This window comes from Burkholderia sp. BKH01, assembly GCF_025685725.1.
Taxonomy (GTDB): domain Bacteria; phylum Pseudomonadota; class Gammaproteobacteria; order Burkholderiales; family Burkholderiaceae; genus Burkholderia; species Burkholderia pyrrocinia_C.
Genome location: NZ_JAOTQT010000009.1, coordinates 17,132 through 42,134, shown reverse-complemented (window position 1 = coordinate 42,134; position 25,003 = coordinate 17,132). Strand labels below are relative to the sequence as shown.

20 protein-coding genes are annotated in these 25,003 nt (G+C 68.2%); 18 read left to right on the top strand and 2 right to left on the bottom strand.

Annotated elements, in window-relative coordinates; all coding sequences use genetic code 11:
- The first annotated feature begins 51 nt into the window (after positions 1–51).
- The 4 genes from OEJ37_RS15750 to OEJ37_RS15735 all read left to right on the top strand — a co-directional run bounded on the left by OEJ37_RS15750 (position 52) and on the right by OEJ37_RS15735 (position 3,785).
- On the top strand, positions 52–1,221 hold the full coding sequence (locus OEJ37_RS15750; protein ID WP_174418757.1) for a fimbrial protein: 1,170 nt from the start codon (positions 52–54) through the stop codon (positions 1,219–1,221).
- Between the two features lie 203 nt (positions 1,222–1,424).
- A complete protein-coding gene (locus tag OEJ37_RS15745; RefSeq protein ID WP_041489925.1) occupies positions 1,425–2,240 on the top strand; it encodes an ABC transporter substrate-binding protein in 816 nt (271 codons plus the stop codon).
- Positions 2,241–2,334: 94 nt separating this feature from the next.
- On the top strand, positions 2,335–3,057 hold the full coding sequence (locus OEJ37_RS15740) for an amino acid ABC transporter permease (protein ID WP_263344803.1): 723 nt from the start codon (positions 2,335–2,337) through the stop codon (positions 3,055–3,057).
- 2 nt (positions 3,058–3,059) lie between these two features.
- A complete protein-coding gene (locus OEJ37_RS15735; RefSeq protein ID WP_263344802.1) occupies positions 3,060–3,785 on the top strand; it encodes an amino acid ABC transporter permease in 726 nt (241 codons plus the stop codon).
- Between the two features lie 165 nt (positions 3,786–3,950).
- Here OEJ37_RS15735 and OEJ37_RS15730 read toward each other — a convergent pair whose 3' ends face one another.
- Together OEJ37_RS15730 and OEJ37_RS15725 are read right to left on the bottom strand one after the other, a co-directional pair.
- Positions 3,951–5,216: a M23 family metallopeptidase gene (locus OEJ37_RS15730; RefSeq protein WP_263344801.1), complete on the bottom strand. Its 1,266-nt coding sequence runs from the start codon at positions 5,214–5,216 to the stop codon at positions 3,951–3,953.
- A 337-nt stretch (positions 5,217–5,553) separates the two neighbouring features.
- Positions 5,554–6,201 carry a TetR family transcriptional regulator gene (locus OEJ37_RS15725; protein WP_174418752.1) on the bottom strand — a complete coding sequence of 216 codons (648 nt, stop codon included), beginning with the start codon at positions 6,199–6,201 and terminating at the stop codon, positions 5,554–5,556.
- Positions 6,202–6,350: 149 nt separating this feature from the next.
- On the opposite strand from OEJ37_RS15725, the gene OEJ37_RS15720 reads away from it, so the two are divergent.
- The 14 genes from OEJ37_RS15720 to OEJ37_RS15655 all read left to right on the top strand — a co-directional run bounded on the left by OEJ37_RS15720 (position 6,351) and on the right by OEJ37_RS15655 (position 25,000).
- Positions 6,351–7,556, top strand: a complete 1,206-nt coding sequence (locus OEJ37_RS15720) for a MexX/AxyX family multidrug efflux RND transporter periplasmic adaptor subunit (protein WP_263344800.1) — start codon at positions 6,351–6,353, stop codon at positions 7,554–7,556.
- Positions 7,557–7,571: 15 nt separating this feature from the next.
- Positions 7,572–10,709 (top strand): multidrug efflux RND transporter permease subunit, encoded by a 3,138-nt coding sequence (locus tag OEJ37_RS15715; protein ID WP_263344798.1) that lies wholly within the window; start codon positions 7,572–7,574, stop codon positions 10,707–10,709.
- Positions 10,706–12,211, top strand: coding sequence for an efflux transporter outer membrane subunit (locus tag OEJ37_RS15710; RefSeq protein WP_263344797.1), 1,506 nt, complete (start codon positions 10,706–10,708; stop codon positions 12,209–12,211). Before OEJ37_RS15715 ends, OEJ37_RS15710 begins: the two co-directional genes overlap by 4 nt.
- Positions 12,212–13,072: 861 nt before the next feature.
- Positions 13,073–13,585 carry a fimbrial protein gene (locus tag OEJ37_RS15705; protein ID WP_263344796.1) on the top strand — a complete coding sequence of 171 codons (513 nt, stop codon included), beginning with the start codon at positions 13,073–13,075 and terminating at the stop codon, positions 13,583–13,585.
- Positions 13,586–13,705: 120 nt separating this feature from the next.
- A complete protein-coding gene (locus OEJ37_RS15700) occupies positions 13,706–16,159 on the top strand; it encodes a fimbria/pilus outer membrane usher protein (protein ID WP_263344885.1) in 2,454 nt (817 codons plus the stop codon).
- 16 nt (positions 16,160–16,175) lie between these two features.
- Positions 16,176–16,922 carry a molecular chaperone gene (locus OEJ37_RS15695; RefSeq protein WP_263344795.1) on the top strand — a complete coding sequence of 249 codons (747 nt, stop codon included), beginning with the start codon at positions 16,176–16,178 and terminating at the stop codon, positions 16,920–16,922.
- On the top strand, positions 16,919–17,941 hold the full coding sequence (locus OEJ37_RS15690; protein WP_174418748.1) for a fimbrial protein: 1,023 nt from the start codon (positions 16,919–16,921) through the stop codon (positions 17,939–17,941). Before OEJ37_RS15695 ends, OEJ37_RS15690 begins: the two co-directional genes overlap by 4 nt.
- 254 nt (positions 17,942–18,195) lie before the next feature.
- Positions 18,196–18,864, top strand: a complete 669-nt coding sequence (locus tag OEJ37_RS15685; protein WP_174418747.1) for an RNA polymerase factor sigma-70 — start codon at positions 18,196–18,198, stop codon at positions 18,862–18,864.
- An 88-nt stretch (positions 18,865–18,952) separates the two neighbouring features.
- A complete protein-coding gene (locus OEJ37_RS15680) occupies positions 18,953–19,195 on the top strand; it encodes an MbtH family protein (RefSeq protein WP_174418746.1) in 243 nt (80 codons plus the stop codon).
- Positions 19,196–19,239: 44 nt separating this feature from the next.
- Positions 19,240–20,259, top strand: a complete 1,020-nt coding sequence (locus tag OEJ37_RS15675) for a TauD/TfdA family dioxygenase (protein WP_263344794.1) — start codon at positions 19,240–19,242, stop codon at positions 20,257–20,259.
- A complete protein-coding gene (locus OEJ37_RS15670; RefSeq protein WP_263344793.1) occupies positions 20,249–21,097 on the top strand; it encodes an ABC transporter ATP-binding protein in 849 nt (282 codons plus the stop codon). Before OEJ37_RS15675 ends, OEJ37_RS15670 begins: the two co-directional genes overlap by 11 nt.
- Entirely contained in the window at positions 21,094–23,184 is a 2,091-nt protein-coding gene (gene fhuB, locus OEJ37_RS15665; protein ID WP_263344792.1) for a Fe(3+)-hydroxamate ABC transporter permease FhuB, read from the top strand. The genes OEJ37_RS15670 and fhuB overlap by 4 nt, the downstream gene beginning before the upstream one ends.
- Positions 23,181–23,981 (top strand): siderophore-iron reductase FhuF, encoded by an 801-nt coding sequence (gene fhuF, locus OEJ37_RS15660; RefSeq protein WP_263344791.1) that lies wholly within the window; start codon positions 23,181–23,183, stop codon positions 23,979–23,981. Before fhuB ends, fhuF begins: the two co-directional genes overlap by 4 nt.
- The gene (locus OEJ37_RS15655) at positions 23,978–25,000 is read left to right on the top strand and encodes an ABC transporter substrate-binding protein (RefSeq protein WP_263344790.1); all 1,023 of its coding nucleotides are present in this window, start codon (positions 23,978–23,980) and stop codon (positions 24,998–25,000) included. The genes fhuF and OEJ37_RS15655 overlap by 4 nt, the downstream gene beginning before the upstream one ends.
- Positions 25,001–25,003: the final 3 nt, after the last annotated feature.

Sequence of the window (25,003 nt, the reverse complement as noted above, 5' to 3'; positions counted from 1 at the left end):
GCGGCGGGCGAGCATGGCCGGCGCCCGCCGCCGATTCAACGGGAGGGCAGCATGAAGACGATTCGACGGCGCCGGCTCGGGCGAGTCGGCCGGGTGATGCGTCGCCTGGCGACGGCGGGATACATCCTCGCATTCGGCACGCACGCAATGGCGCAAGGCGGCAGTGGTGCGACGGCGCTGAATTGCACGTTCAGCAACCCTGAAGCGTCATCCTGGCGCATGATCACGCCGTTGACGAGCACGACGCCGGTCGGCGCGATCTTGTATCAACGCACGGTTTCGCTGATGGTCTCGTTTACGTACGGCACCGCGCCGATGGCGCATGAACTGGTGAGTGCCGCACACTGGACGCCGGGCAGCGTCATCGCGGACGGTGTTGCGCAGACGAATGTCAACGGGATCGGCTTCAAATGGGCCGGCGTGTCCGACGACAGCAGCGAGCGCACGCTGCAGCAAGGTGCACTGCCGGTGGTAACCGCAAAGACCGACCTCGGTCGAGCGGGAGAAGGCGGCAACGATATACAGATGGCGCGCTTCCGGCAGTATCTGGTGCTCGACAAGCCAGTTTCGGATCTGCCGCAAGGCAAGCTGGTCGTCAAGAACCTGCCGGGCAATCCGACCGTCGCGATTTATGCGATCGACTTTCCGAAAGGCGTCGCGTCGATCGGTGGCACGGTGACGGTGCCGGAGCAGACGCCGCCTAATCTGTGCAAGCAGATGAAGGCCTTTGTCGGCGTCGGCAACGTCTGCATCGGCAGCGAGTGCGAGATCCATGTACCGAATCGCTGCGAGATCCAGTCGAACATGATCGTGCCGGTGACGCTCGGCAATTTTGCGATCAACCATTTTCCCAGCGTGAACGCGATGTCGAAGCCGGTCAGTTTCGATATCGCGCTCAGCCAGTGCGCGGCAGCGGCAAAGCCGTCGATCAGTTTCCGCGACAAGGCCGCGCAGCCGAATCCGGACAAGACGCTGCTGCAGTTGAGCGCGCCGGCCGGGCAGACGGTCGCGCGCGGGTTCAACATCGTGATGACGAATGCGCTGACCGGCGAGCGGATCGCGTACGGCGAGCCGGGCACGGCCACTCAGTATCCGATGCGCCGCACCGGCGACATGGCCGTGATGCCGTTGCGCGCGCAGTACATTCGTACCGGTGTGGATGCCGAGCTGAAGCCCGGCTATGCCGGCGGCGGCGCGGAATTCTCGTTTACGTTTCCGTGAACGCGACGGGCGGCTCGGCGAACGGGCCGGCGCCGCCCCGGCTTCATCACGAAACCCGCTGAGCAAAGCACCAATTGTTGGTTCGGATTCGCCGCACGCGCTGCTACGTTAGCGGCTTCGCGATCGCACACCCGGTCGTGACGTTCCTCGAACCGGCCGCCGCGCGATCCGCGGCGGCCTTCATAACAAATCAGGTCGTGCTCATGAAAATCCACACTCTCGCTACGTGGCTCGTCGGGGCCGCGCTCGTCACCGCCGGCACCGTCGCGCATGCGGACCGCCTCGACGACATCAAGAAGGCCGGCGTGCTGCGCGTCGCGACGTTCGACAGCAACCCGCCGTTCGGTTATGTCGATGCGAAGAACAACCACATCGTCGGCCTCGACGTCGACTATGCGAAGGCACTCGCCGACAAGCTCGGCGTAAAGCTGCAACTCCAGCCGACCAACCCCGCGAACCGCATTCCGTTCCTGACGTCCGGCAAGGTCGATCTCGTGCTCGCGAACTTCACGATCACCGACGAGCGCGCGAAGCAGGTCGACTTCAGCATTCCGTATTTCTCGTCGGGCCAGCAGTTTCTCGCGAAGAAGGGCGTGCTGAAATCGGCCGACCAGTTGAACGGCCTGCGCGTCGGCGCGGACAAGGGCACGACGAACGAGATCACGCTGCGCGAGAAATTCCCGAAGGCGACGATCGTCGCGTACGACGACACGCCGTTCGCGTTCGCCGCGCTGCGCGCCGGCAACGTGCAGGCGATCACGCAGGACGGCCCGAAGCTGATCGGCCTGCTCGCGAACGTGCCGGACAAGCAGAACTACGAGATCCCCGCTTTCACGATCTCGAACGACTACATGGGCGTCGGCGTGCCGAAGGGCGAGACGCGCCTGCTGGGCTTCGTCAACGACACGCTGAAGGGGCTCGAGGCGAACGGCCGCGCCGTGCAGATCTACGACGCATGGTTCGGGCCGACGACGAAGACGCCGCTCACGCGCATCTTCCGCATCGGCGACAAGACCTGAGCCACGTCGCACGCGCGCCGCGATTTGCCGGAATATCGGCAGCGCGGCGCTTTCCGTTTTGTTCCGATCGCGTGCTTCGCGCACGTACCTCAGCATGCTCGGGTTGGCTCCCAAATATCTGTCCTGGCTCTGGCAGGGTTTCCTGCTGACACTCGGCCTCGCGGCCGCGTCGGCCGTCGCCGCGACCGCCGGCGGGCTGCTGCTCGCGGTCATGCGGCATGCGCGCGGCGCGGCGCTGCGCACGGCGGCGGCCGCATATGTCGTCGCGCTCCGCAACACGCCGTTGCTCGTGCAGTTGTTGTTCTGGTATTTCGGCGTCGCGTCGTTGCTGCCCGACACGTGGATCGCGTGGCTGAACGCGCGCCATGAAGTGAGCGCGGGCCCGCTCACGCTTGCATGGCCGTCGTTCGAATTCGTCGCGGGCTGGGTCGGGCTGAGCGCATACACGGCCGCATTCGTCGCCGAGGAATGCGAAGCCGGCCTGCGCGGCGTGCGCCGCGCGCAGCATGACGCGGCGGCGGCGCTCGGCCTCACGCCGATGCAGTCGCTGCGCTACGTGGTATTGCCGCAGGCCGTGCGCATCGCGCTGCCGCCGCTGTTCGGCCAATACATGAATCTCGTGAAGAACTCGTCGCTCGCGATGGCGATCGGCGTGGCCGAGCTATCGTATGCGTCGCGGCAGGTCGAAACGGAAACGTTCAAGACCTTCGCCGCGTTCGGCGTTGCGACCTTGCTGTACGTCGCGGCGGTGGCCGCGATCGAGGCCGGTGCGTACGCGGCCACGCAATGGCGCGACCGGCTTGGGGCGGGGCATTGACGATGGACTTTTCGCTGCTGCTCGCCAACCTGCCGTACCTGCTCGTCGGCGCGTTCCCGGAAGGCCCGCTCGGCGGCGCCGCGCTGTCGCTGGTGCTTGCGATCGCGTCGGCCGTTGGATCGGCCGTGCTCGGCATCGCGCTCGGTGTCGCGATGGCGCTCGCGCGCGGCCCCGGCCGCGTGCTGCTGCTCGCGTTCATCGGGTTCTTCCGCGCGATTCCCGTGCTGATGCTGATCTTCTGGACGTACTTCCTGATGCCCGTGCTGCTGCACATGGATGTGCCGGGGCTCGCAACGGTCGTCTGCGCGCTGGCGCTCGTCGGCGGCGCATATCTCGCGCATGCGGTGCATGCGGGCATCGCCGCCGCGGGCGACGGTCAATGGCAGGCCGGGCTGTCGCTCGGGCTCACGCGCTGGCAGACGGTGCGCCATGTGCTGCTGCCGCAGGCGATCCGGATCATGACGCCGTCGTTCGTCAACCAGTGGGTCGCGCTCGTGAAGGACACGTCGCTCGCGTATATCGTCGGCGTGCCGGAACTGTCGTTCGTCGCGACGCAGGTGAACAACCGGCTGATGGTGTATCCGGCGCCGATCTTCCTGTTCGTCGCGGCGATCTATCTGGTGCTGTGCACGTCGCTCGACGGCGCGGCACGCTGGCTGTTGTCGCGCGGCCAGCGTGCGGAACGTGTCGAGCAGGCGAGCGCCGAGCGCACGGAACCCGCACGGTGACGGTGTGCCGTGGCCGTGACGAACGGCCAGTGGGGAAGCGCTAGTGACTATCCGCAGCGGACAGCACGCCGCGCAGGTCGGGCCCGGCGTGCAGTATGGACAGGAACGGTAGATGGCCGGCCGCCTGCGCCGCCGCTTCCGGAGCGACGGCGGGCGGCACGCGCGTCACGACGCCGAGTAGTGTGCGTTGAAGACCGCGCGCAACGTCGATTTGTCGGTCGCGAAATCGCCCCACAGCGGCCCGTCGTTCTGCGCGAACGCGAACGGCGCCGTATTGACCGACGCGAGGCGGAAGCGCCATTGCGCCGCTTCCTGGCGGAACGCGGTGAGCTGCATGTCGGACAGCGCCGTCTGCGCGTTGGCAAGCGTGACCAGCGGGTCGACCGGATCGTTCGCGACGCGCACTTCGAAATGCAGGTGCGGGCCTGTTGCGGCGCCCGTCATCCCGACCGAGCCGAGCCGCTGGCCCTGCTTCACGGTTTCACCGGTCTTGAGCCCGTGCGCGAACGCGGACAGGTGCGCGTAATAGGTCGAGTAGCCGTCCGCGTGATCGACGATCACGTAGCGGCCGTAGCCGCCCGGATCGGTGCCGACGAACGACACGACGCCGTCGGCCGCCGCGGCGACGGGCGTGCCGGATGGCGCGGCGAGGTCGACGCCCGTATGGAACGCCATCGCCTGCGACAGCGGATGGATGCGCTCGCCGAAGAACGAGCTGATGCGCGTCCACTTGACCGGCATCGTGAACGCGGCGGCTTCGAGCGGCGAGCCGTCGAGCGTGTAGTACGCGCCGTGCTCGGCACCCGGCGCGCGGAACCAGATCGCGCCGAACGTGCGGCCGGCGACGCGCAGTTCGAGCGCGGTGAGGCGCGGCGTGCCGTCGTTCGTGTCGTACGCGACGCGGTAATAGTCGCCGCGCTGCGCACTCGCGCGCAGCGCGACCTTGCCGGTGACGAGATCGCCGAGCTGGATGCGCACCTCGGGCGGCACGTCGAGCCGGTTCAGCGTATCGGACAGCGTGAGCTCGATGTCGCCCGCGCGCATCCCGTGCTGGTTTTCGGGCGGCGCGAGCTGGAACAGGCTCGCATAGCCGAGCATGTCGTTGCGGTGTGCGCTGAGCGGCGCGAACAGGCCCGGCTGCAGGCTGCGGTCGTTGCGTTCGCCGTGTTCATTGCGCTCGCCGAGCGTGCGGGCGAGTTCGCTCGTGACGAAATGCTGCGCGGTGGGAAACGGCGTGTCGGACAGCACGCGCTGCGGCAGCACGGCCGTGCCCGAGTCGACGGCGCCCGGCAGTTGCGACACGGCCGGCAACGCGGCGGCAAGGCCGAGGGCGGCGAGGGCGCCGAGCACGGCGGCCGGCACGAGCGCGCGCACGACGCGCTGCGCGCGGCCGGGCGCGAAAGCATCAGGAGTTGCGACAGGCTTGACCAAGGTGTCCACATCCAGGAAAGCGGTTCAAAGGGGTGTGGGCAGGGGCCGCGGCGGCACAACCGTCGAATGGCGACGGGGCGGGCGGCGGGCGTGCAACAAAACAGGCCCCGCCAGGGGCCTGTGTCGTTTCCGTTCGACCCAACTCGCGGGGCGGGCCCGCTTCGAACGGCGGCGTGTTTACCGGGTCGAACCCGGTTATCACGAAGACGCTAAAGAAAGATGACAGCGTCAGTCTACCGATGTTCCGCGAAACGTTAAAAATTTTAAAGGGGGTCAGCTCATTCGTTTCGCAGTGCGGTAAATCGGGTTAAATCAGCATTAGTTACGACGATTTTCGTCAGTTCGGCAATTTTTGCGCGCGACCGCGCAGCGCGGCGGACGTGCGGACGGCGTCGAAGCCGGCGTCGAGCATCGCTTCGGCGTCGTTCCACAGATTGCCACGCAGCCGGTTGGTCCAGATCATCGACGCGAACACGCCTTCGAGCAGCGACACGAGATAGACAGCGGCCAGGTGCACGTCGAGATCGGCGGCGAGTTCGCCGGCCGCGATCGCGCGGCGCAGCAGCGCCTTCGTGATCCGCAGCATCTGCAGCTCGAGCAGCATGCGGCGCCGTTGCAGCGCGCCGTTTTCCTCGCTCTGCTCGCACTTCGTATAGAGGATCACGAGCACGCGCTGCATTGGGCCCGGCTCGCCGCATTCCTGCAAATAGTGCGACGCGGCGCGCCGCAGCGTGGCGAGCGGCGGCAGGCCGTCGCCCGCGTCGAAGCCTTCCGACGTGCGCGCGAACGCGCGGTCGCACATCGCGAGACACACTTCCATCTTGTTGCGGTAGTGGCCGTAGACGGCGCCCCGCGACATTCCGGCGGCCTCGGCGAGGTCCGCCATCGCGGTTTGCGCGACGCCTTTCTCGAGCAGTACGAGCTCGGCGGCGTCGAGGATCCGGTGCTTGATGGCGAGCGATTCTTCCCGGGTCTTGCGGGCCATGTCGTGAGTTTCCTTACAATTCACTGTCGTTTTATTGAGACAGCGTGGCGATCAGATCGAAACAGCGTTTATTTAATCAGTCATGACTGATTATAATCGGCCACCCTGAGCCGCCGCATTTTATCGGCGGCGAACGATCCGAGGTCACCATGAATAACAACAATTGCTTCCTGTCGCGTTGCCGCCGGCTGGCGCCGCTCACGCTGGCGGCCGCGCTCGTCGTGGCCGGATGCGGCAAGGGCGGGCAGGACGCGGAGAAAGAGACCGCGAAGCAGGCGACGGTCGTCACGGTACGCCCGACGGCCGTGCCGATGACCGTCGAATTGCCGGGCCGGCTCGATGCGTACCGGCAGGCGCAAGTGCGCGCGCGGGTCGCGGGCATCGTCACCGCGCGCACCTACGAGGAAGGCCAGGAAGTGAAGCAGGGCGCGGTGCTGTTCCGCATCGATCCCGCACCGCTGAAGGCGGCGCGCGACGCCGCGCAGGGTGCGCTCGCGAAGGCGCAGGCGGCCGCGCTCGCGGCGAGCGACAAGCGCCGCCGTTACGACGACCTGGTGCGCGACCGCGCGGTCAGCGAGCGCGACCATACCGAGGCCGTTGCCGACGACACGCAGGCGAAAGCCGGGGTTGTATCCGCGAAGGCCGAGCTCGCGCGTGCGCAGTTGCAGCTCGACTATGCGACCGTCACCGCGCCGATCGCGGGCCGCGCACGGCGCGCGCTCGTAACCGAAGGCGCGCTCGTCGGCCAGGACCAGGCGACGCCGCTCACGACCGTCGAGCAGCTCGATCCGATCTACGTGAACTTCTCGCAGCCGGCCGCCGACGTCGACGCTCTGCGCCGCGCGGTGCAGAGCGGGCGCGCGACCGGCATTGCGCAGCACGACATCGCGGTGACGCTGTTGCGTGCCGACGGCACCGCGTATCCGCTGAAGGGCAAGCTGCTGTTCAGCGATCTCGCGGTCGATCCGACCACCGATACCGTCGCGATGCGCGCGCTGTTCCCGAATCCCGAGCGCGAGCTGCTGCCGGGCGCGTATGTGCGGATCGCGCTCGACACGGCGGTCGACCAGCGGGCGATCCTCGTGCCGCGCGACGCGCTGCTGCGCACGACCGATCGCACGTCGGTGCGCGTCGTCGGCACGAACGGCAAGGTCAAGGACGTCGAGGTCGCGGCCGACCAGATGAGCGGCCATGACTGGCGCATCACGCGCGGCCTGACGGGCGGCGAGCGCGTGATCGTCGACAACGCCGCGCAGTTCGCGCCCGATACGGCCGTCAAGCCCGTCGAGAAGGCGCCGCCGTCGAAGGCGGCGCCGGCAGCGGCCGCTTCGCAGGCGGCCGCCCGTCAAACCTGACCGGTTCAAACCACCATGGCACGTTTCTTCATCGATCGCCCCGTCTTCGCGTGGGTGATCGCAATCTTCATCATGCTGGGCGGCGCGTTCGCGATCCGCGCGCTGCCCGTTGCGCAGTACCCGGACATCGCGCCGCCCGTCGTCAGCATCTATGCGACGTACCCGGGCGCGTCCGCGCAGGTCGTCGAGGAATCGGTGACGGCGCTGATCGAGCGCGAAATGAACGGCGCGCCGGGGCTGATGTATACGTCCGCGACGAGCAGCGCGGGGATGGCGTCGCTGTACCTGACGTTCAAGCAGGGCGTGAACGCCGATCTCGCGGCCGTCGAGGTGCAGAACCGGCTGAAGACGGTCGAGGCGCGCTTGCCCGAGCCCGTGCGCCGCGACGGCATCCAGGTCGAGAAGGCTGCCGACAACATCCAGCTCGTGGTGTCGCTGACGTCGGACGACGGCCGGATGACCGACGTGCAGCTCGGCGAATATGCATCGGCGAACGTCGTGCAGGCGCTGCGCCGCGTCGACGGCGTCGGCAGGGTGCAGTTCTGGGGCGCCGAATATGCGATGCGGATCTGGCCCGACCCGGTGAAGATGGCCGGGCACGGCCTCACCGCGTCGGACATCGCGTCGGCGGTGCGCGCGCACAACGCGCGCGTGACGATTGGCGACATCGGCCGCAGCGCGGTGCCGGCCAGCGCGCCGATCGCGGCGACCGTGTTCGCCGACGCGCCGCTGAAGACGCCGGCCGATTTCGGCGCGATCGCGCTGCGCACGCAGGCCGACGGCTCCGCACTGTACTTGCGCGACGTCGCACGCGTCGAGTTCGGCGGCAACGACTACAACTATCCGTCGTACGTGAACGGCAAGGTCGCGACCGGGATGGGCATCAAGCTCGCGCCGGGCTCGAACGCGGTGTCCACCGAGAAGCGCGTGCGCGCGGCGATGGACGAGCTGTCCGCATACTTCCCGCCGGGCGTGAAATACCAGATTCCGTACGAGACGTCGTCGTTCGTGCGCGTGTCGATGAACAAGGTCGTCACGACGCTGATCGAGGCCGGCGTGCTGGTGTTCCTCGTGATGTTCCTGTTCATGCAGAACCTGCGCGCGACGCTGATCCCGACGCTCGTCGTGCCGGTCGCGCTCGCGGGCACGTTCGGCGTGATGTATGCGGCCGGCTTCTCGATCAACGTGCTGACGATGTTCGGGATGGTGCTCGCGATCGGCATCCTCGTCGACGATGCGATCGTCGTGGTCGAGAACGTCGAGCGGCTGATGGTCGAGGAAGGGCTCGGCCCGTACGACGCGACCGTCAAGGCGATGACGCAGATCAGCGGCGCGATCGTCGGGATCACCGTGGTGCTGACGTCGGTGTTCGTGCCGATGGCGTTCTTCGGCGGCGCGGTGGGCAACATCTATCGGCAGTTCGCGCTGTCGCTCGCGGTGTCGATCGGTTTCTCGGCATTCCTCGCGCTGTCGCTGACGCCCGCGCTGTGCGCGACGCTGCTCAAGCCCGTGTCCGGCGACCATCACGAGAAGCGCGGTTTCTTCGGCTGGTTCAACCGCTTCGTCGCGCGTGCGACGCAGCGCTACGCGACGCGAGTCGGCGCGATGCTGAAGAAGCCGTTGCGCTGGCTCGTCGTGTACGGCGCGCTGACCGCGGCCGCGGCGTTGATGCTCACGCAACTGCCGACCGCGTTCCTGCCCGATGAGGACCAGGGCAACTTCATGGTGATGGTGATCCGGCCGCAGGGCACGCCGCTCGCGGAAACGATGCAGAGCGTGCGCGAGGTCGAGTCGTATATCCGCAACGACGAGCCGGCCGCGTATACGTTCGCGCTCGGCGGCTTCAACCTGTACGGCGAAGGGCCGAACGGCGGGATGATCTTCGTCACGCTGAAGAACTGGAAGGAGCGCAAGGCCGAGCGCGATCATGTGCAGTCGATCGTCGCGCGCATCAACGAGCGCTTCGCGGGCACGCCGAACACGACGGTGTTCGCGATGAACTCGCCGGCGCTGCCCGATCTCGGCTCGTCGAGCGGCTTCGACTTCCGGCTGCAAAACCGCGGCGGGCTCGACTACGCGACGTTCAGCGCCGCGCGCGAGCAACTGCTCGCGGCGGGCGGCAAGGACCGCGCGCTCACCGACCTGATGTTCGCGGGCACGCAGGACGCGCCGCAACTGAAGCTCGACATCGATCGCGCGAAGGCCTCGGCGCTCGGCGTGTCGATGGACGAGATCAACACGACGCTCGCGGTGATGTTCGGCTCGGACTATATCGGCGACTTCATGCACGGCACGCAGGTGCGGCGCGTGGTCGTGCAGGCCGACGGGCTGCACCGGCTCGATCCGGACGACGTGAAGAAGCTGCGCGTGCGCAACGCGCGCGGCGAGATGGTGCCGCTCGCGGCGTTCACGACGCTGCACTGGACGATGGGGCCGCCGCAGCTCACGCGCTACAACGGCTATCCGTCGTTCACGATCAACGGCTCGGCCGCGGCAGGCCACAGCAGCGGCGAGGCGATGACCGCGATCGAGCGGATCGCCGCGAAGCTGCCGGCCGGCATCGGCTACGCGTGGTCGGGGCAGTCGTTCGAGGAGCGGCTGTCGGGCGCGCAGGCGCCGATGCTGTTCGCGCTGTCGGTGCTGGTCGTGTTCCTCGCGCTCGCGGCGCTCTACGAGAGCTGGTCGATCCCGTTCGCGGTGATGCTGGTCGTCCCGCTCGGCGTGATCGGCGCGGTGCTCGGCGTCACGCTGCGGATGATGCCGAACGACATCTATTTCAAGGTGGGACTGATCGCGACGATCGGGTTGTCCGCGAAGAACGCGATCCTGATCGTCGAAGTCGCGAAGGATCTGGTCGCGCAGCGCATGTCGCTCGTCGACGCCGCGCTCGAGGCCGCGCGCCTGCGGCTGCGGCCGATCGTGATGACGTCGCTCGCGTTCGGCGTCGGCGTGCTGCCGCTCGCGTTTGCGTCGGGCGCCGCGTCCGGCGCGCAGATGGCGATCGGCACCGGCGTGCTCGGTGGCGTGATCACGGCGACCGTGCTCGCGGTGTTCCTCGTCCCGCTGTTTTTCGTGATCGTCGGCCGCCTGTTCGACGTCGGCCCGCGCCGGCGCGGCGGCACGCAGCCGGCGACGATGGAGGGATCGCAATGACGTTTGCGCTGAATGCACGCGCCGTACTGCGGGCGCAGCTCGCGCTGGCCGCGGCGCTCGCGCTCGCCGGCTGTTCGCTCGCGCCGCGCTACGAGCGGCCGGCGGCGCCGGTGCCGGCGACCTATGCGCCAGTTGACGGCAGCGCGGCGCCGGTTGCCGAATCGGCTGCGGCTGCGGCTGCGGCTGCGGCTGCGGCTGCGGCTGCGGCGTCCGATGCCGCGCTGCTCGACGACTGGCATGCGTATTTCACCGATCCGGCGCTGCAGGCGTGGATCGACGCGGCGCTCGCGAACAACCGCGACCTGCGGATCGCGGCCGGCCGGCTCGAGGAGGCACGCGCGCTGTACGGCGTGCAGCGCGCGGACCTGATGCCGTCGGTCGATGCGAATCTCGGCTATGAACGCGCGCGCCAGTACGACCCGGTCGTGCGCCAAAGTGCGATCAGCGGGCTGTATCGCGCGGGCGTCGGCGTCAGCGCGTACGAGCTCGACCTGTTCGGCCGCGTGCGCAGCTTGTCCGACGCGGCGCTCGCCGAATATTTCGCGACGGCCGACGCGCAGCGCACGGTCCGCATCGGCGTGATCGCCGAAGTGGCGGGTGCGTATGTATCGGAGCGCTCGCTGCACGAGCAGCTCGCGCTGGCGCAGCGCACGCTCGACGCGCGCGAACGCATGGCCGCGCTCACGCAGCGCCGCTACGCGGCCGGCACGAGCGACGCGATCGAGCTGCGTTCGGCCGAGATGCTGGTGGCGTCCGCGCGTGCATCGCAGGCCGCGCTGCAGCGCGAGCATGCGCAGGCCGTGCGGGCGCTGCAGTTGCTCGCGGGAGATTTCGCGCGCAACGTGCCCGGCGATGCGACCGCGCTCGACACGTTGTCGATCGCGCCCGTGGCGCCCGGCGCACCGAGCGCGCTGCTCGAGCGGCGGCCGGACATCCGGCAGGCCGAGGCGCGGCTCAAGGCCGCGAACGCGCAGATCGGCGCCGCACGTGCGGCGTTCTTCCCGCGCATCGCGCTGACGACCGACTACGGCTCGGTCAGCGACGCGTTCTCGAGCCTGTTCGCGGCCGGCACGAGCGTGTGGACGTTCGCACCGCGCATCACGCTGCCGATCTTCGCGGGCGGACGCAATCGCGCGAATCTCGACGTCGCGAACGCGCGCAAGCACATCGCGGTCGCCGAATACGAGAAGACGGTACAGACCGCGTTCCGCGAAGTGGCCGACGCGTTCGCCGCGCGCGACTGGATCGATCGCCAGCTTGCCGCACAGCAGGACGTCTACACGGCCGACGGTGCGCGGCTGAAGCTCGCGGAGCGCCGTTATGCGGGCGGCGTCGCGACGTATCTCGAACTGCTCGACGCGCAGCGCAGCACGTACGAGTCGGGGCAGGAACTGATCCGGCTCAAGCAGCTCAGGCTCGCGAACGCGATCGCGCTGTATCGCGCGCTCGGCGGCGGCTGGGCGCCGGCATCGGCGTCGGCGGAGGTCGCGGCTTCCGCATGATGCGTGTCGCCTGACGCCGCAGCGCGCCGGGCAACGAGACGGCGGCCGCACGATTCGACGTGTGGTCGCCGTTTCCCGTTTTGATCGACATCGTTGCCCGTTGCATTGCCGATCGCCATCGGCGATGCCTTCCGATGTCGGGCAAGTCATCCGAACCGTGTTTCATCCCCGGGCAGTGCGGAAGGGCATCTTCCGGAGCGGCCCGCATCCGGCGACCGATCGTGTCGCCAGCCGGCGCAAACGTGCGCCGCGCATCCTCCTTTTTCAGCGCTTTCATTCAGGCCCGCATGTCGCGTCTCGACGGTCGCGCGAATGCCTGATTTTCGATCGGGAATTGACGGTCGGATTAATCCGTGTATTGGAATTAATAAGAGTGGCGAAATGTCGCGGTAAAACGTTTGCATTCGATTCGCAATCGTTTGCGCGATAAATCGCGATTGGCGAAGGCTGTCGTTAATTTCCTGTCAGTTGAAAATGACTTGATATTGGCGTTGTCGCATGACAACGGTGGCGGCATTTGACAATGTTTTGTCTTTTTTGGATCGAGTCTTGTATGAGCCAGTGCCAGAGCTGGTTGGTGGGGTTTGGGCGATTATCTGCGAAAAATTTCGTTAATCTTCAATTGGTTCCATGAAGCAAAAAAGGACTGCGTACGAAAATGGCGTGATTGAAAATCATCGGGAAATAATTGGATTTAAGGGGCGTAAATCGAACATTGTCAGAGATATTTGACAATGATTTACAAAAAACTTTCACGATTATCTCGATAATGCCGCCTCGTGACGGACGGGAGCCAACCACACGCTGTCTTTTGTATCCGCCACGTCGTCCATTCCCTTTGCAATTCTCACGGAAAACGTCATGAAAAAATCCCTCCTGACCGCTGTCGCACTCGCGGCCCTGTCGACCTCGGCCTTCGCAGCGGGCACCGGCACGATCAACTTCACGGGCGAGATCGTCGCGGGCGCATGCGGCATCGATTCGGGCTCGGTCAACCAGACCGTGAACCTCGGCAAGGTGCCGACCAACGTGTTCAAGCAGGCTGGCGACAAGTCCACGCCGACCAACTTCGACATCAAGCTGACCGACTGCGACACGAGCATCGCGCAGAACGCGTACTTCACGTTCACGGGCACGTCGAGCGCGGGCCAGCCGAAGCTGCTCGCCACGATCGGTTCGGCAACCAACGTCGGCATCCGCCTGCAGGCCGCGTCGGGCGAATACCTCGACAACGGCGCCGAGCAGAAGGCCCCGACCGTGCTGCAAAACGGCACGAACATCGCGCGCTTCGCAGCGATGTACGAGGCGACGGCAGCCGGCGTGAAACCGGGTACCGCCGACGGCGTCGCGAACTTCACGGTCCGCTACCAGTAAGCCGCCATACCGGGGAAGGGTGCGTGCACCCTTCCTCGTTCATTTTTCCTGCCGTTTTTCTCTCCCTCGGACTTCCGGTAGTACCGCGTGCGAATCAGACATTCCTTCCTTTGCGTCTCCGTGCTGGTCGTCGGCAGCCAGGGCCATGCGACGGAATTCAATTCGTCGTTCCTCGACATCGACGGAACGAGCAATGTCGACCTGTCGCAGTTCTCGCAGGCCGACTTCACGCTGCCGGGCGAGTACATGCTCGACGTGCAGGTCAACGACCTGTTCTACGGGCTGCAGGCGATCGAGTTCATCGCCGTCGACGCGTCCGGCGCAGGCAAGCCGTGCCTGCGGCCGGAACTCGTCGCGCAATTCGGGCTGAAGCCGTCGCTCGCGAAGGACCTGCCGCGCTTCCAGGGCGGGCGTTGCGTCGACCTCGGCGCGATCGAGGGGGCGACCGTGCGTTACCTGAAGAGCGACGGGCGGCTCAAGATCACGATTCCGCAGGCCGCGCTCGAATTCACCGATTCGACCTACCTGCCTCCGGAGCGCTGGTCCGAAGGGATTCCGGGCGCGATGCTCGACTATCGCGTGATCGCGAACACGAACCGCAACTTCGGGGCGGGCGGCGGGCAGACGAATTCGATCCAGGCCTACGGGACGATCGGCGCGAACTGGGATGCATGGCGCTTTCGCGGCGACTACCAGGCGCAGTCGAACGTGGGCAACACGGCGTACGCGGACCGCACGTTCCGCTTCAGCCGGCTCTATGCATTTCGCGCGCTGCCGTCGATCCAGTCGACGGTGACGTTCGGCGACGACTACCTGAGCTCCGACATTTTCGACACGTTCGCGCTGACGGGCGCGTCGATCCGCAGCGACGACCGCATGCTGCCGCCTTCGCTGCGCGGTTACGCGCCGCTGATCGCGGGCGTCGCACGCACCAACGCGACCGTGACCGTGTCGCAGGCAGGCCGTGTGCTGCACGTGACACGCGTGTCGCCGGGCGCGTTCGCACTGCAGAACATCAACACGAGCGTGCAGGGCACGCTCGACGTGGCCGTCGAGGAAGAGGACGGCAGCGTGCAGCGCTTCCAGGTGACGACGGCCGCCGTGCCGTTTCTCGCCCGTACCGGGCAGTTGCGCTACAAGGCCGCCGTCGGCAAGCCGCGCCTGTTCGGCGGCGCAGGCGTCACGCCGTTCTTCGGCTTCGGCGAAATCGCGTACGGGCTGCCGCTCGACGTCACGGTGTATGGCGGCTTCGTCGCCGCATCGGGCTATACGTCGATCGCGCTCGGCGTCGGCCGCGATTTCGGCGCGTTCGGCGCGGTGTCGGCCGACGTCACGCATGCGCGGGCACGCCTGTGGTGGAACGGCGCGACGCGCAACGGCAACTCGTATCGCGTCAACTATTCGAAGCACTTCGACGGGCTCGATGCCGACGTGCGCTTCTTCGGCTACCGGTTTTCGGAGCGCGACTACACGAACTTCGCGCAGTTCACGGGCGACCCGACCGCGTACGGCCTTGCCAACAGCAAGCAGCGCTACTCGGCGACGATGTCGAAGCGCTTCGGCGACACGTCGACCTATTTCTCGTACGACCAGACGACCTACTGGGCGCGTTCGTCCGAGCAGCGCGTCGGCCTCACGCTGACGCGCGCGTTCTCGATCGGCGCGCTGCGCAACCTGAACGTCAGCGTGTCGGCGTTTCGCACGCAGAGCGCGGGCGCGAGCGGCAACCAGTTCTCGGTCACCGCGACGCTGCCGATCGGCGGCCGCCATACCGTCACGTCGAACCTGACGACGGGCAGCGGCAGCACGAGCGTGAACGCGGGTTATATCTACGACGATCCGGATGGCCGCACCTACCAGGTCAACGCGGGCGCGACCGACGGCCGCGCATCGGCGAACGCGAGCTTCCGCCAGCGCTCGTCGGCGTACCAGCTCACGGCACAGGCGTCGACGCTCGCCAATGCGTATGCGGCCGCGTCGCTCGAGGTCGACGGTTCGTTCGTCGCGACGCAGTACGGCGTGTCCGCGCACGCGAACGGCAACGCGGGCGATACGCGGCTGCTGGTGTCGACCGACGGCGTGCCCGACGTGCCGCTGTCCGGCACGCTCACGCATACCGATTCGCGCGGCTATGCGGTGCTCGACGGCATCTCGCCGTACAACGTGTACGACGCGACCGTCAACGTCGAGAAGCTGCCGCTCGAAGTGCAGGTGACGAACCCGATCCAGCGCATGGTGCTGACCGACGGCGCGATCGGCTTCGTGAAGTTCTTCGCCGCGCGCGGCAGCAACCTGTACCTGACGCTGACCGACCCGGCCGGCAAGCCGTTGCCGTTCGGTGCGTCGGTGCAGGACGCGGCGAACGGCAAGGAACTCGGCATCGTCGGCGAGGGCGGCGCCGCGTTCCTGACCCAGGTTCAGCCGAAATCCACGCTTGCGGTGCGCGCGGGCGAACGCACGCTCTGCACAGTCGATGCGCTGCCGAACCAGCTCCAACTCGAAGGCACGCCGATCCCGGTGACGTGCCAGGCACCCGGCGAGTCGCACGCAGCGGCCGCACGGGTCGAACGATGAATTCACGGATCCTGCGATGAAAAACGCTCTTTCCCTTTCCTTCCCGCGCCGCGCATCGTGCGCGCTCGCGACCGCCGGCGCGCTGCTCGCGGGCGCCGCGCATGCGGCGATCGTGCCGGACCGTACGCGCGTGATCTTCAACGAAGGCGAACAGGCCGCGATCGTCACGATCACCAACAAGAGCACGACGTATCCGTATCTCGTGCAGTCGTGGCTCGAGGACGCGAACGGCAACAAGATCACGTCGCCGCTGATGGTCGTGCCGCCGCTGCAGCGCGTCGAGGCGAACGAGCGCAACGTGCTGCGGATCGCGAAGCTGCCGGGCACCACGCTGCCGGCCGATCGCGAATCGGTGTTCTACCTGAACATCCGCGAAGTGCCGCCGAAGACCGATACGCCGAACACGCTGCAGATCGCGCTGCATACGCAGATGAAGCTGTTCTACCGGCCGAAGGCCGTGCAGCCCGCGCGCGACGAGGACTGGACGCTGCCGATGACGCTGCGCGTCGACGCGGCCGCGCACAAGCTGGTGTTCGACAACCCGACGCCGTACCACGTGACGGTGGTCGACGTGAGCTCGGGCGCGCAGAAGACGCCGGTGCCGATCGAGCCGGTGATGGTGAGCCCGATGAGCACGGCCGACGTGCCGTTCAAGGCCGCTACGCCGTCGACGCTGTTCGTCACGCATATCGACGATTACGGCGGCCAGGTGGCGGTCGAGTATGCGTGCGAGGCGGGGGCTTGCAAGAGCGTGAAGAAATGAGCGGGGGAATGCGTCGTCAGGCAGCGCCGGCGGCATGGTTGCGCTGGATCGTACTCGTGTTGCTGGTCGCGGCCGTGCAGCCCGCATGGGCACTGCGCTGCCTGACCAACAGCGGCGCGACTTCGTTGACCGAGCCGATCGGCGGCGTTGCGTCGTATCCGACCGACGCGCCGGACGGCTATGTGATCTGGGTGTCGCCGGTGCGCACGACGTCAGGGTATTGCTACAAGGATCTGGGTGACGACGGCAGCCTGAAAGTCGTCGACAACATCTATTTCTACGCAAATCCGAATCGCACGAACCCTGCCGCGTGGGGGCTCGAGATCGGCATCCGCTACAAGGGCGTCGACTATTTCGACAAGACCAGCAATCGCGGCGGCGGCGTGTTTACCGGGTATTCGGTGCCGCCGTGCAGCAGGTACGACTTCGACCGCGGGCGCTGCCAGCAGACGCGCATCAGCATCGACTATCAGGTCGTCGTGCGCAAGAAGGGCAACTGGGTCCAGCCGCCGAGCGATATCTACACGGTGTTCCAGTTCGACGGCGAGTTCGGGCTGAACGCGTACAACCCGAGCTTCCAGTACCGCCTGAGCGGCCTGCGCAACCTCAAGCCGACACCGTGTTTCGTCGACGTGCTCGTGACGCCCGAACCGGGCATCGTCAATTTCGGACAGGTGCAGGCGGTCGGCAACGGCTTCCTGCCGGCGGTGCCGCGCAAGCGGTTTTCGTTGTCGCTGACCAAGAAATGCAACGTCGCGGTACGCGTCGACGGGTACTTCGAAACGAGCTATCCGGTTCAGAACGGTTTGCTGGTACCCGCGAAGGACAGCAATTTCGGTATCGGCATCGAAGACAGCCAGGGCAAGGCGATTCCGTTCAACCAACAGTTCACGCTGACGCAGTTTCCGTCCAACGTCATGAACCAAAGCGTATTGATGGACGCGGTGCTGAAGTCGTTCGGGCCGCCGAAGATCGGGCGGTTCGATGCGACGGCGACGATCCGGCTGTTTATCTACTGACGCATGCGGGCGCGACCGGCGCCCGACAGTCGGCCGCAAGCCGTCAATCAGGCGCCGGCATTGCCCGGCGCCTTTCATGTCGAAAGCTTATGCGGCGTCGTGGCCGGCATCGCACGATCACGTTCGCTCGAACAACGATGCCGCCAATTGTTCAGACAAATCCTGACGGCCGGAAGGGGTATCTGGTAATCGGATTGAGAATGATTTGCGTTTACGTTAAATTGCGCTATCTCGGAATTTGACGGAGCAGATCGATGGCCATGGCGGAAGTGCTCGACCGACCGGCGGCGGCAACGGCGAACCCGTTCCTCGGCAGTTATCCGGACCTGCCGCTGCGCGCCGCGCCGCGTGCGCGCCGTGCCGCGGAGCCCCGCGCGCAGGGCGCACTGCTCGACGTGCTGATCTCGCATCGTTCGATGCTCGTCAATGTCGCGCGCGGCTTCGTCGGCTGTGCGAGCCGCGCCGAGGACGTCGTGCACGACGTATTCGTGAAGCTCGTCGAATTCCCGAACCAGGACGCGGTGCGCCAGCCGGTCGCGTACGTGACGCGGATGGTGCGCAATGCGTCGATCGACGCGTGCCGTCGGCAGAGCCTCGAAAACGTCTATCACACGGAAGAGGACGACGGCTTCGACGTGCCGTCGCCCGAGCCGACGCCGGAAGCCGCGCTGATGACGCGCGATACGCTGCGGCGCGTATGGGCCGCGCTCGACGACCTGCCGGCGCGCAGCCGCGCGGCCTTCGAGATGGTGCGGCTGCGCGAGGAGACGCTGCAGACCGCGGCGCGCGCGCTGAACGTATCGCAGACGCTCGTGCATTTCATGGTGCGTGATGCGGAGCGCCACTGCGCGGAATGCCTCGACGCGTGCCATCGCGGCGTCGCTTGCCCGGTGTTCCTGGGCGGTCGTGCACGGCGAGGGTAAAAAAACGCGCCGGCCAATCGTCTATCAGACAGGAGCGGCGCAATCCGCCGCTTCGCATCCTTCAACCGTCTCCCGCTTTTTTCCGATCATGACGCAAGCCACGACGCCTTCCGCCGACACCGACGATCTCGTCTACACGGTCGTCATCAACGACGAAGAACAGTATTCGATCTGGCCGACATTCCGGCCCGTGCCGGCCGGCTGGCGCGAGGTCGGCGTGCGCGGCCCGAAGGCCGACTGTCTCGCGCACATCGAGACCGTCTGGACCGACATGCGCCCCGCGAGCCTGCGCCGCGCGATGGACGGCGAGCGCGCGTCGCGCGCATCGTGACCCGCTGCGCCGTGATCCGGCGTGCCACCTGAAGAGGACGTTGCATGACCTTGCTTTCGTTGCCGACGCTCGACGACCTGCGTATCGAGCCGGGGCTGCCCACCGTCGTGTCGCCGCGCGGCAGCGACGGGATGTCGATCGACGAAGTCGCGCCGCTGGCGCGCGAGATCGCGGCCGACACGCTCGAACGGGCGGGCGGCGTGCTGTTCACGGGCTTTCACGTGCCGTCGATCGATGCGTTCCAGCAGTTCGCGGCATCGTTCGGCGATCCGCTGATCGGCTATGAATACGCGTCGACGCCGCGCAGCCAGGTCGAAGGCGCGGTCTACACGTCGACCGAATACCCGCCGCATCGCGCGATTCCGCTGCACAACGAGCAGTCGTATACGCGCGAATGGCCGCTGCGGATCTGGTTCCACTGCGCGCTCGCGGCGCCCAAGGGCGGCGCGACGCCGATCGCGGACAGCCGTGCCGTGTACCGTGCGCTCGATCCGGCGCTCGTCGCGCGCTTCGAGCGGCGCGAGCTGCTGTACGTGCGCAATTTCGGGCAGGGGCTCGACCTGCCGTGGCAGCAGTCGTTCGGCACCGACGAGCCGGCCGAGGTCGAGCGGATGTGCGCGGCGCGTGGCATCGAATGCGCATGGCGCACCGACGACGACGGCGAACTGCTGCTGCGCACGCGCGAACGCTGCCAGGCCGTCGCGCGCCATCCGCGCACCGGCGATCGCGTGTGGTTCAACCAGGCGAACCTGTTCCATCTGTCCGCGCTCGACGACGACATGCAGGAAGCGCTCGTCGATGCGGTCGGGCTGGAGAACGTGCCGCGCAACGTGTACTACGGCGACGGCGAGCCGCTCGAGGCCGATGCGCTCGCGCAGATCCGCGGCGTGCTCGACCAGCAGCGCATCGTGTTCCCGTGGCGCACGGGCGACGTGCTGATGCTCGACAACATGCTGACCGCGCATGCGCGCGACCCGTTCGAGGGGCCGCGCAAGGTTGTCGTCGCGATGGCGCAGGGTTATGCGGTGCCGCGCGCGACCGAACGGAGGACCGATGACGCGTAGTGCCGCCGCGCTTGCCGCGCGCGGGTTGACGGTGGGTTATCGCGACCATGTCGTGATCGACGGGCTGGACCTGTCGATCGCGGCCGGCCGCGTGACCGCGCTGTGCGGGCCGAACGGCTGCGGCAAGAGCACGCTGCTGCGCACGCTCGCGGGCCTGCAGCCCGCGCGTGCCGGCCATGTCGAAGTCGACGGCAAGCCGCTCGCGTCGTTTCGCCGTCGCGCGCTCGCGCGCGAGCTGACGATGCTTGCGCAGTTCAACCAGATTCCGTCGGGGCTCACGGTGCGCGAGCTCGTCGCGTACGGGCGCTATGCGTACGGCGGCTTCCTGCGCGGGCTGTCGCGGGCCGACCATGCGGCGATCGACGAGGCGCTCGAGACGAGCGGCCTCGCCGACGACGCGGGCCGCGACGTCGGCGCGCTGTCGGGCGGCGAACGCCAGCGCGCGTGGATCGCGATGGCGCTCGCGCAGCAGGCGCCGATCGTGCTGCTCGACGAACCGACCACCTATCTCGACATCCATCACCAGCTCGACATCCTCGATGCGTTGCGCGCGCTGAACCGCGCGCGCGGGCTGACGATCGTGTGGGTGCTGCACGACCTGAACCAGGCGGCCGCGTACAGCGACGAGATCGTGCTGATGCGCGCGGGCCGCGTCGTCGCGCAGGGCTCGCCCGATGCGATGCTCGATCCGGCGCGGCTGCGCGCTGCGTTCGGCGTCGAGATGCTGAAGCTCGCGCATCCGCAGACGGGCGCGCCGATGTGCGTGCCGGCCTACGGGCCGTCGAGCGCCGGCGCGCCGCAGGCGGCCGGTGTTTTCGACCGGGATCTCGCCGTATGACGACGTTCGCGATGCGCAAGCGCCTCGCGGCGACGGGGAAGGGCGCGGCCACCGGCCGGGCCGGCACGATCGCGCTCGGCCTCGTCGTGCTGATCGCGATACTCGCGGCGCTGCGGGTCGCACCCGATTTGCGCGTGTGGTGGGCGGCGGCGCCAGGCAGCGACGCCGCCGCGCTCGCGCACGTATTCCTGTTCGACCTCAACCTGCCGCGTGTCGCGGCCGCGCTCGTCGCGGGCGGCTGTCTCGGCATCGCGGGCGCGCTGTTCCAGTCGCTCACGCGCAATCCGCTCGCGTCGCCCGACCTGCTCGGCGTGACGGGCGGCGCGCAGCTCGGCCTGCTCGCGGCGATGCTCGTGCCGGCGCTGGCGGGCGTCGCATCGGTGCCGCTGCTGTTCGTGTGCGGGCTGGCCGCCGCCGCGTGCGCGATCGTCGCGGCCGGCGGCTGGCGCGCGACGCCGTTGCGGCTCGTGCTCGCGGGCAGCGTGTGCATGCTGCTGTTCGCGGCGCTGTCGACGCTCGTGCTCGCGTTCTTCGAGCAGAACATCGCGGGCGCCGCGCTGTGGACCAACGGCAGCCTTTACCAGCCGGGCGCGACGGGCCTCGCGCTCGCCGCGCGCTGGCTCGTCGTGCCGCTGGTCGCGCTGCCGTTCGTGATCCGGCCGCTGAACCCGCTCACGCTCGGCGACGATGCGGCGGCCGCGGCCGGCGTGCGCGTCGATGCGACGCGGCTCGCCGCGACGCTCGTCGCGGTCGCGTTCACGAGCGTGGCCGTCAGCATCGCGGGCCCGCTGTCGTATGTCGGTCTCGTCGCGCCGAACCTGCTGCGCCAGGTGCGCGGCGCGCGCGCGGCGCGGCTCGGCGTGCTGGTGCCGCTGTCGGCGCTCGCCGGCGGCGCGCTCGTGCTCGTTACCGACAGCGCGGTGCTCGCGTCGGGACTCGACGCGACGCTGTCGACCGGCGTCGCGATCGCGCTGGTCGGCACGCCGCTGATGCTCGCGATGATCCGGCGCGGCGCCGCGTGGTCGGGCGTGCTGCACGCGGATGCCGAACGTGCGGCGGGCGGCGGCTCGACGCGGCTCGTCGGCTGGCTCGAACGGCTCGGCTGGCCGCTGCGCACGGCGCTGTTCGTCGTGGTCGGCGCGCTGGTGGTGTCGGTCGGCGTGTCGGCCGGCCCGGAGTGGCTGTCGCCCGCACGCTGGTCCGCCGCGCTGTCCGGCCACGATGCGCTCGCGCGGATGCTGATCGACCTGCGCATGCCGCGCCTGCTGTGCGCGCTGCTCGCGGGCGCGCTGCTGGCCGTAAGTGGCGTCGCGATGCAGAGCGTCGTGCGCAATCCGCTCGCGGGCCCCGAAGTGCTCGGCGTCACGCAGGGCGCGGGGCTCGTCACGCTGTTCGCATTGTCGACGTGGCCGCTGATGGGCCACATGACGCTCGCGGCGGCCGCGCTGATCGGCGGCGGACTGTCGCTCGCGATCACGCTCGCGCTGAATCACCGGCATCGTTATGCGCCGCTCGCGGTTGCGTTGACCGGTATCGTGATCGGCGCGCTGTGGACCACGCTCGCGCAATGGCTGATCACGCAGCAAAGCGTGCAGCCCGCGCGCTTCGTCGTGTGGCTCGTCGGCGGCACCTATGGCCGCAGCTGGGGCGAGGTGTCGATGCTGCTGCCGTGGTGCGTGGTCGCGGTGCCCGTGTTCGCGTGGCTCGCGCGACCGCTCGACATGCTCGCGCTCGGCGACGACCAGGCGGCCGCGCTCGGCCTGCCGGTGGCCGCGCTGCGGCCGCTCGCGCTGACGATCGCGACGCTCGCCGCGTGCGCGGCCGTCGCGGCGGTCGGGCCGGTCGGCTTCATCGGGTTGATGGCGCCGCACGTCGCGACGATGCTCGGCGCGCGCCGGCATCGCACGCGGCTGTGGCTCGCGGCCGCATGCGGCGCGCTGATCCTCGGTGTCGCGGATCTCGCGGCGCGCACGGTCGTCGCGCCGCGCGAAGTGCCGGCCGGCGTGCTGACCGCGCTGATCGGCGCGCCGTATCTGCTCGGGCTGCTGATCCTCGAGGGGCGCCGCGCCCGGCGCGCGGGGCGATGACGCCGTCGCTCGACGGCGCGCGCGCCACGCGCTTCTCGGCGTTCGCGCCCGAACCGTTCGCCGAACATCTCGACGTCGTGTGGCTCGGCATGCCCGACGACGCACATGCGCCGGGCCGCATCGTCGTGCCCGTCAGCGCGTTGCCCGAGCATCGTGACGCAGTGCTCGACGCGATGGTCCGCCATTACGGCGGCGATCCGGCACGGCATGCGCGCGCGCTGATGTCGCAATGGAGCAAATACTATTTCGGCCGTGCCGCGCCGGCCGGCGTCGTCGCCGCGCTGACACTCGGCCGGCCGCTCGACATGACGCCCGAGCGCACGTTCGTGGCGCTCGACGACGGGATGCCCGCCGCGCTGTATTTCGCGGCGGACGCGCTCGGCGCGCCGTGCGACGATCCCGCGCTTCGCTATGCGGGGCTCGTCGCGCATCTCGGCGCGGCGATCGACCTGCTCGCGGCGATGGGCCGCGTCACGCCGCGCGTGCTGTGGAGCAACGCGGGCAACCTGCTCGACTATCTGCTCGACACCTGCCGGTCGCTGCGTTGCGCGGCCGATCCCGTGCGCGACGCGGGCTGGCTGTTCGGCTCGACGTGCTTCGGCTGCGAACCGAATCCGCTGCGCATGCCGGTGCGCGATGCCGTGCCGCGCTCGCCGCTGCTGCCGACGCCGTTCCGCGCGCGCCGCGTGTGCTGCCTGCGCTACGAAATTCCCGGAGAAACGCAACTGTGTGGAAGCTGCCCCCTGCTATTGACGATGGACGACGCGGCGCTGGCCGCGCAGGACGCGATCCGGTGACGCATGCCGGCCGCCGGCACGCGTTGGGCGCACTCGCCGCGCTCGGTGCCGCGTGCTGCGGCGTGTTTTCCGCGTCGGCCGGTGCGGTTGCCGTTGCCGGCGGAGGACCCGGCACGCCGGGCGCCGTGTCGCTGGCCGGCAACCCCGTCGTGTCGCAGGCGAGCGCAAAGATGCCCGCACGGCCGCAGCGCGTGGTCGCGCTCGACTTCATGTTCGCGGAAAGCGTGATCGCGCTCGACCTCGTGCCGGTCGGGATGGCCGATACGGCGTTCTATCCGGGCTGGCTCGGCTACCGGAGCGACCGGCTCGCGCACGTGACCGACATCGGCTCGCGGCAGGAGCCGGGGCTCGAGGCGATCGCCGCGGTCAAGCCGGACCTGATCATCGGCGTCGGCTTCCGGCATGCGCCGATCTTCGACGCGCTCGACCGGATCGCGCCGACGATCCTGTTCCAGTTCAGCCCGAATGTTTCCGACGGCGGCGTGCCCGTCACGCAGCTCGACTGGATGCGGCAGATCTTCCGGACGATCGGCGCGGTGACGGGGCGCGATGCGCGCGCGCAGGCGGTCGATGCGCAACTCGACGCGGGGATCGCGCGCAATGCGGCGCGGCTCGCGGCAGCGGGAAAAAAGGGCGAGCGCATCGCGCTGCTGCAGGATCTCGGCTTGCCCGACCGTTACTGGGCCTATACGGGCAACAGCACGTCGGCCGGCCTCGCGCGTGCGCTCGGGCTCGATCCGTGGCCGAAGAAGCCGACGCGGGAAGGCACGCTGTACGTGACGTCGGCCGACCTGCTCACGCAGCGCGACCTGGCCGTGCTGTTCGTGACCGCGTCGGGGATGGACGCGCCGCTGGCGGCGAAACTCGATTCGCCGGTGTGGCGCTTCGTGCCCGCGCTGCGCGATCGCCGGATCGCGCTCATCGAGCGCAATATCTGGGGATTCGGCGGGCCGATGTCGGCGCTGAAGCTGGCCGACGTGATGACCGATACGATGCTGAAGATGCCGGCCGCGCGTTGAGTG

Excerpts from the sequence above, each read along its gene's own strand:
- OEJ37_RS15750 (WP_174418757.1), top strand. The coding sequence starts at position 52 with ATGAAGACGATTCGACGGCGCCGGCTCGGGCGAGTCGGCCGGGTGATG.
- OEJ37_RS15745 (WP_041489925.1), top strand. The coding sequence starts at position 1,425 with ATGAAAATCCACACTCTCGCTACGTGGCTCGTCGGGGCCGCGCTCGTC.
- OEJ37_RS15740 (WP_263344803.1), top strand. The coding sequence starts at position 2,335 with ATGCTCGGGTTGGCTCCCAAATATCTGTCCTGGCTCTGGCAGGGTTTC.
- OEJ37_RS15735 (WP_263344802.1), top strand. The coding sequence starts at position 3,060 with ATGGACTTTTCGCTGCTGCTCGCCAACCTGCCGTACCTGCTCGTCGGC.
- OEJ37_RS15725 (WP_174418752.1), bottom strand. The coding sequence starts at position 6,201 with ATGGCCCGCAAGACCCGGGAAGAATCGCTCGCCATCAAGCACCGGATC.
- OEJ37_RS15720 (WP_263344800.1), top strand. The coding sequence starts at position 6,351 with ATGAATAACAACAATTGCTTCCTGTCGCGTTGCCGCCGGCTGGCGCCG.
- OEJ37_RS15715 (WP_263344798.1), top strand. The coding sequence starts at position 7,572 with ATGGCACGTTTCTTCATCGATCGCCCCGTCTTCGCGTGGGTGATCGCA.
- OEJ37_RS15710 (WP_263344797.1), top strand. The coding sequence starts at position 10,706 with ATGACGTTTGCGCTGAATGCACGCGCCGTACTGCGGGCGCAGCTCGCG.
- OEJ37_RS15705 (WP_263344796.1), top strand. The coding sequence starts at position 13,073 with ATGAAAAAATCCCTCCTGACCGCTGTCGCACTCGCGGCCCTGTCGACC.
- OEJ37_RS15695 (WP_263344795.1), top strand. The coding sequence starts at position 16,176 with ATGAAAAACGCTCTTTCCCTTTCCTTCCCGCGCCGCGCATCGTGCGCG.
- OEJ37_RS15690 (WP_174418748.1), top strand. The coding sequence starts at position 16,919 with ATGAGCGGGGGAATGCGTCGTCAGGCAGCGCCGGCGGCATGGTTGCGC.
- OEJ37_RS15685 (WP_174418747.1), top strand. The coding sequence starts at position 18,196 with ATGGCCATGGCGGAAGTGCTCGACCGACCGGCGGCGGCAACGGCGAAC.
- OEJ37_RS15680 (WP_174418746.1), top strand. The coding sequence starts at position 18,953 with ATGACGCAAGCCACGACGCCTTCCGCCGACACCGACGATCTCGTCTAC.
- OEJ37_RS15675 (WP_263344794.1), top strand. The coding sequence starts at position 19,240 with ATGACCTTGCTTTCGTTGCCGACGCTCGACGACCTGCGTATCGAGCCG.
- OEJ37_RS15670 (WP_263344793.1), top strand. The coding sequence starts at position 20,249 with ATGACGCGTAGTGCCGCCGCGCTTGCCGCGCGCGGGTTGACGGTGGGT.
- fhuB (WP_263344792.1), top strand. The coding sequence starts at position 21,094 with ATGACGACGTTCGCGATGCGCAAGCGCCTCGCGGCGACGGGGAAGGGC.
- fhuF (WP_263344791.1), top strand. The coding sequence starts at position 23,181 with ATGACGCCGTCGCTCGACGGCGCGCGCGCCACGCGCTTCTCGGCGTTC.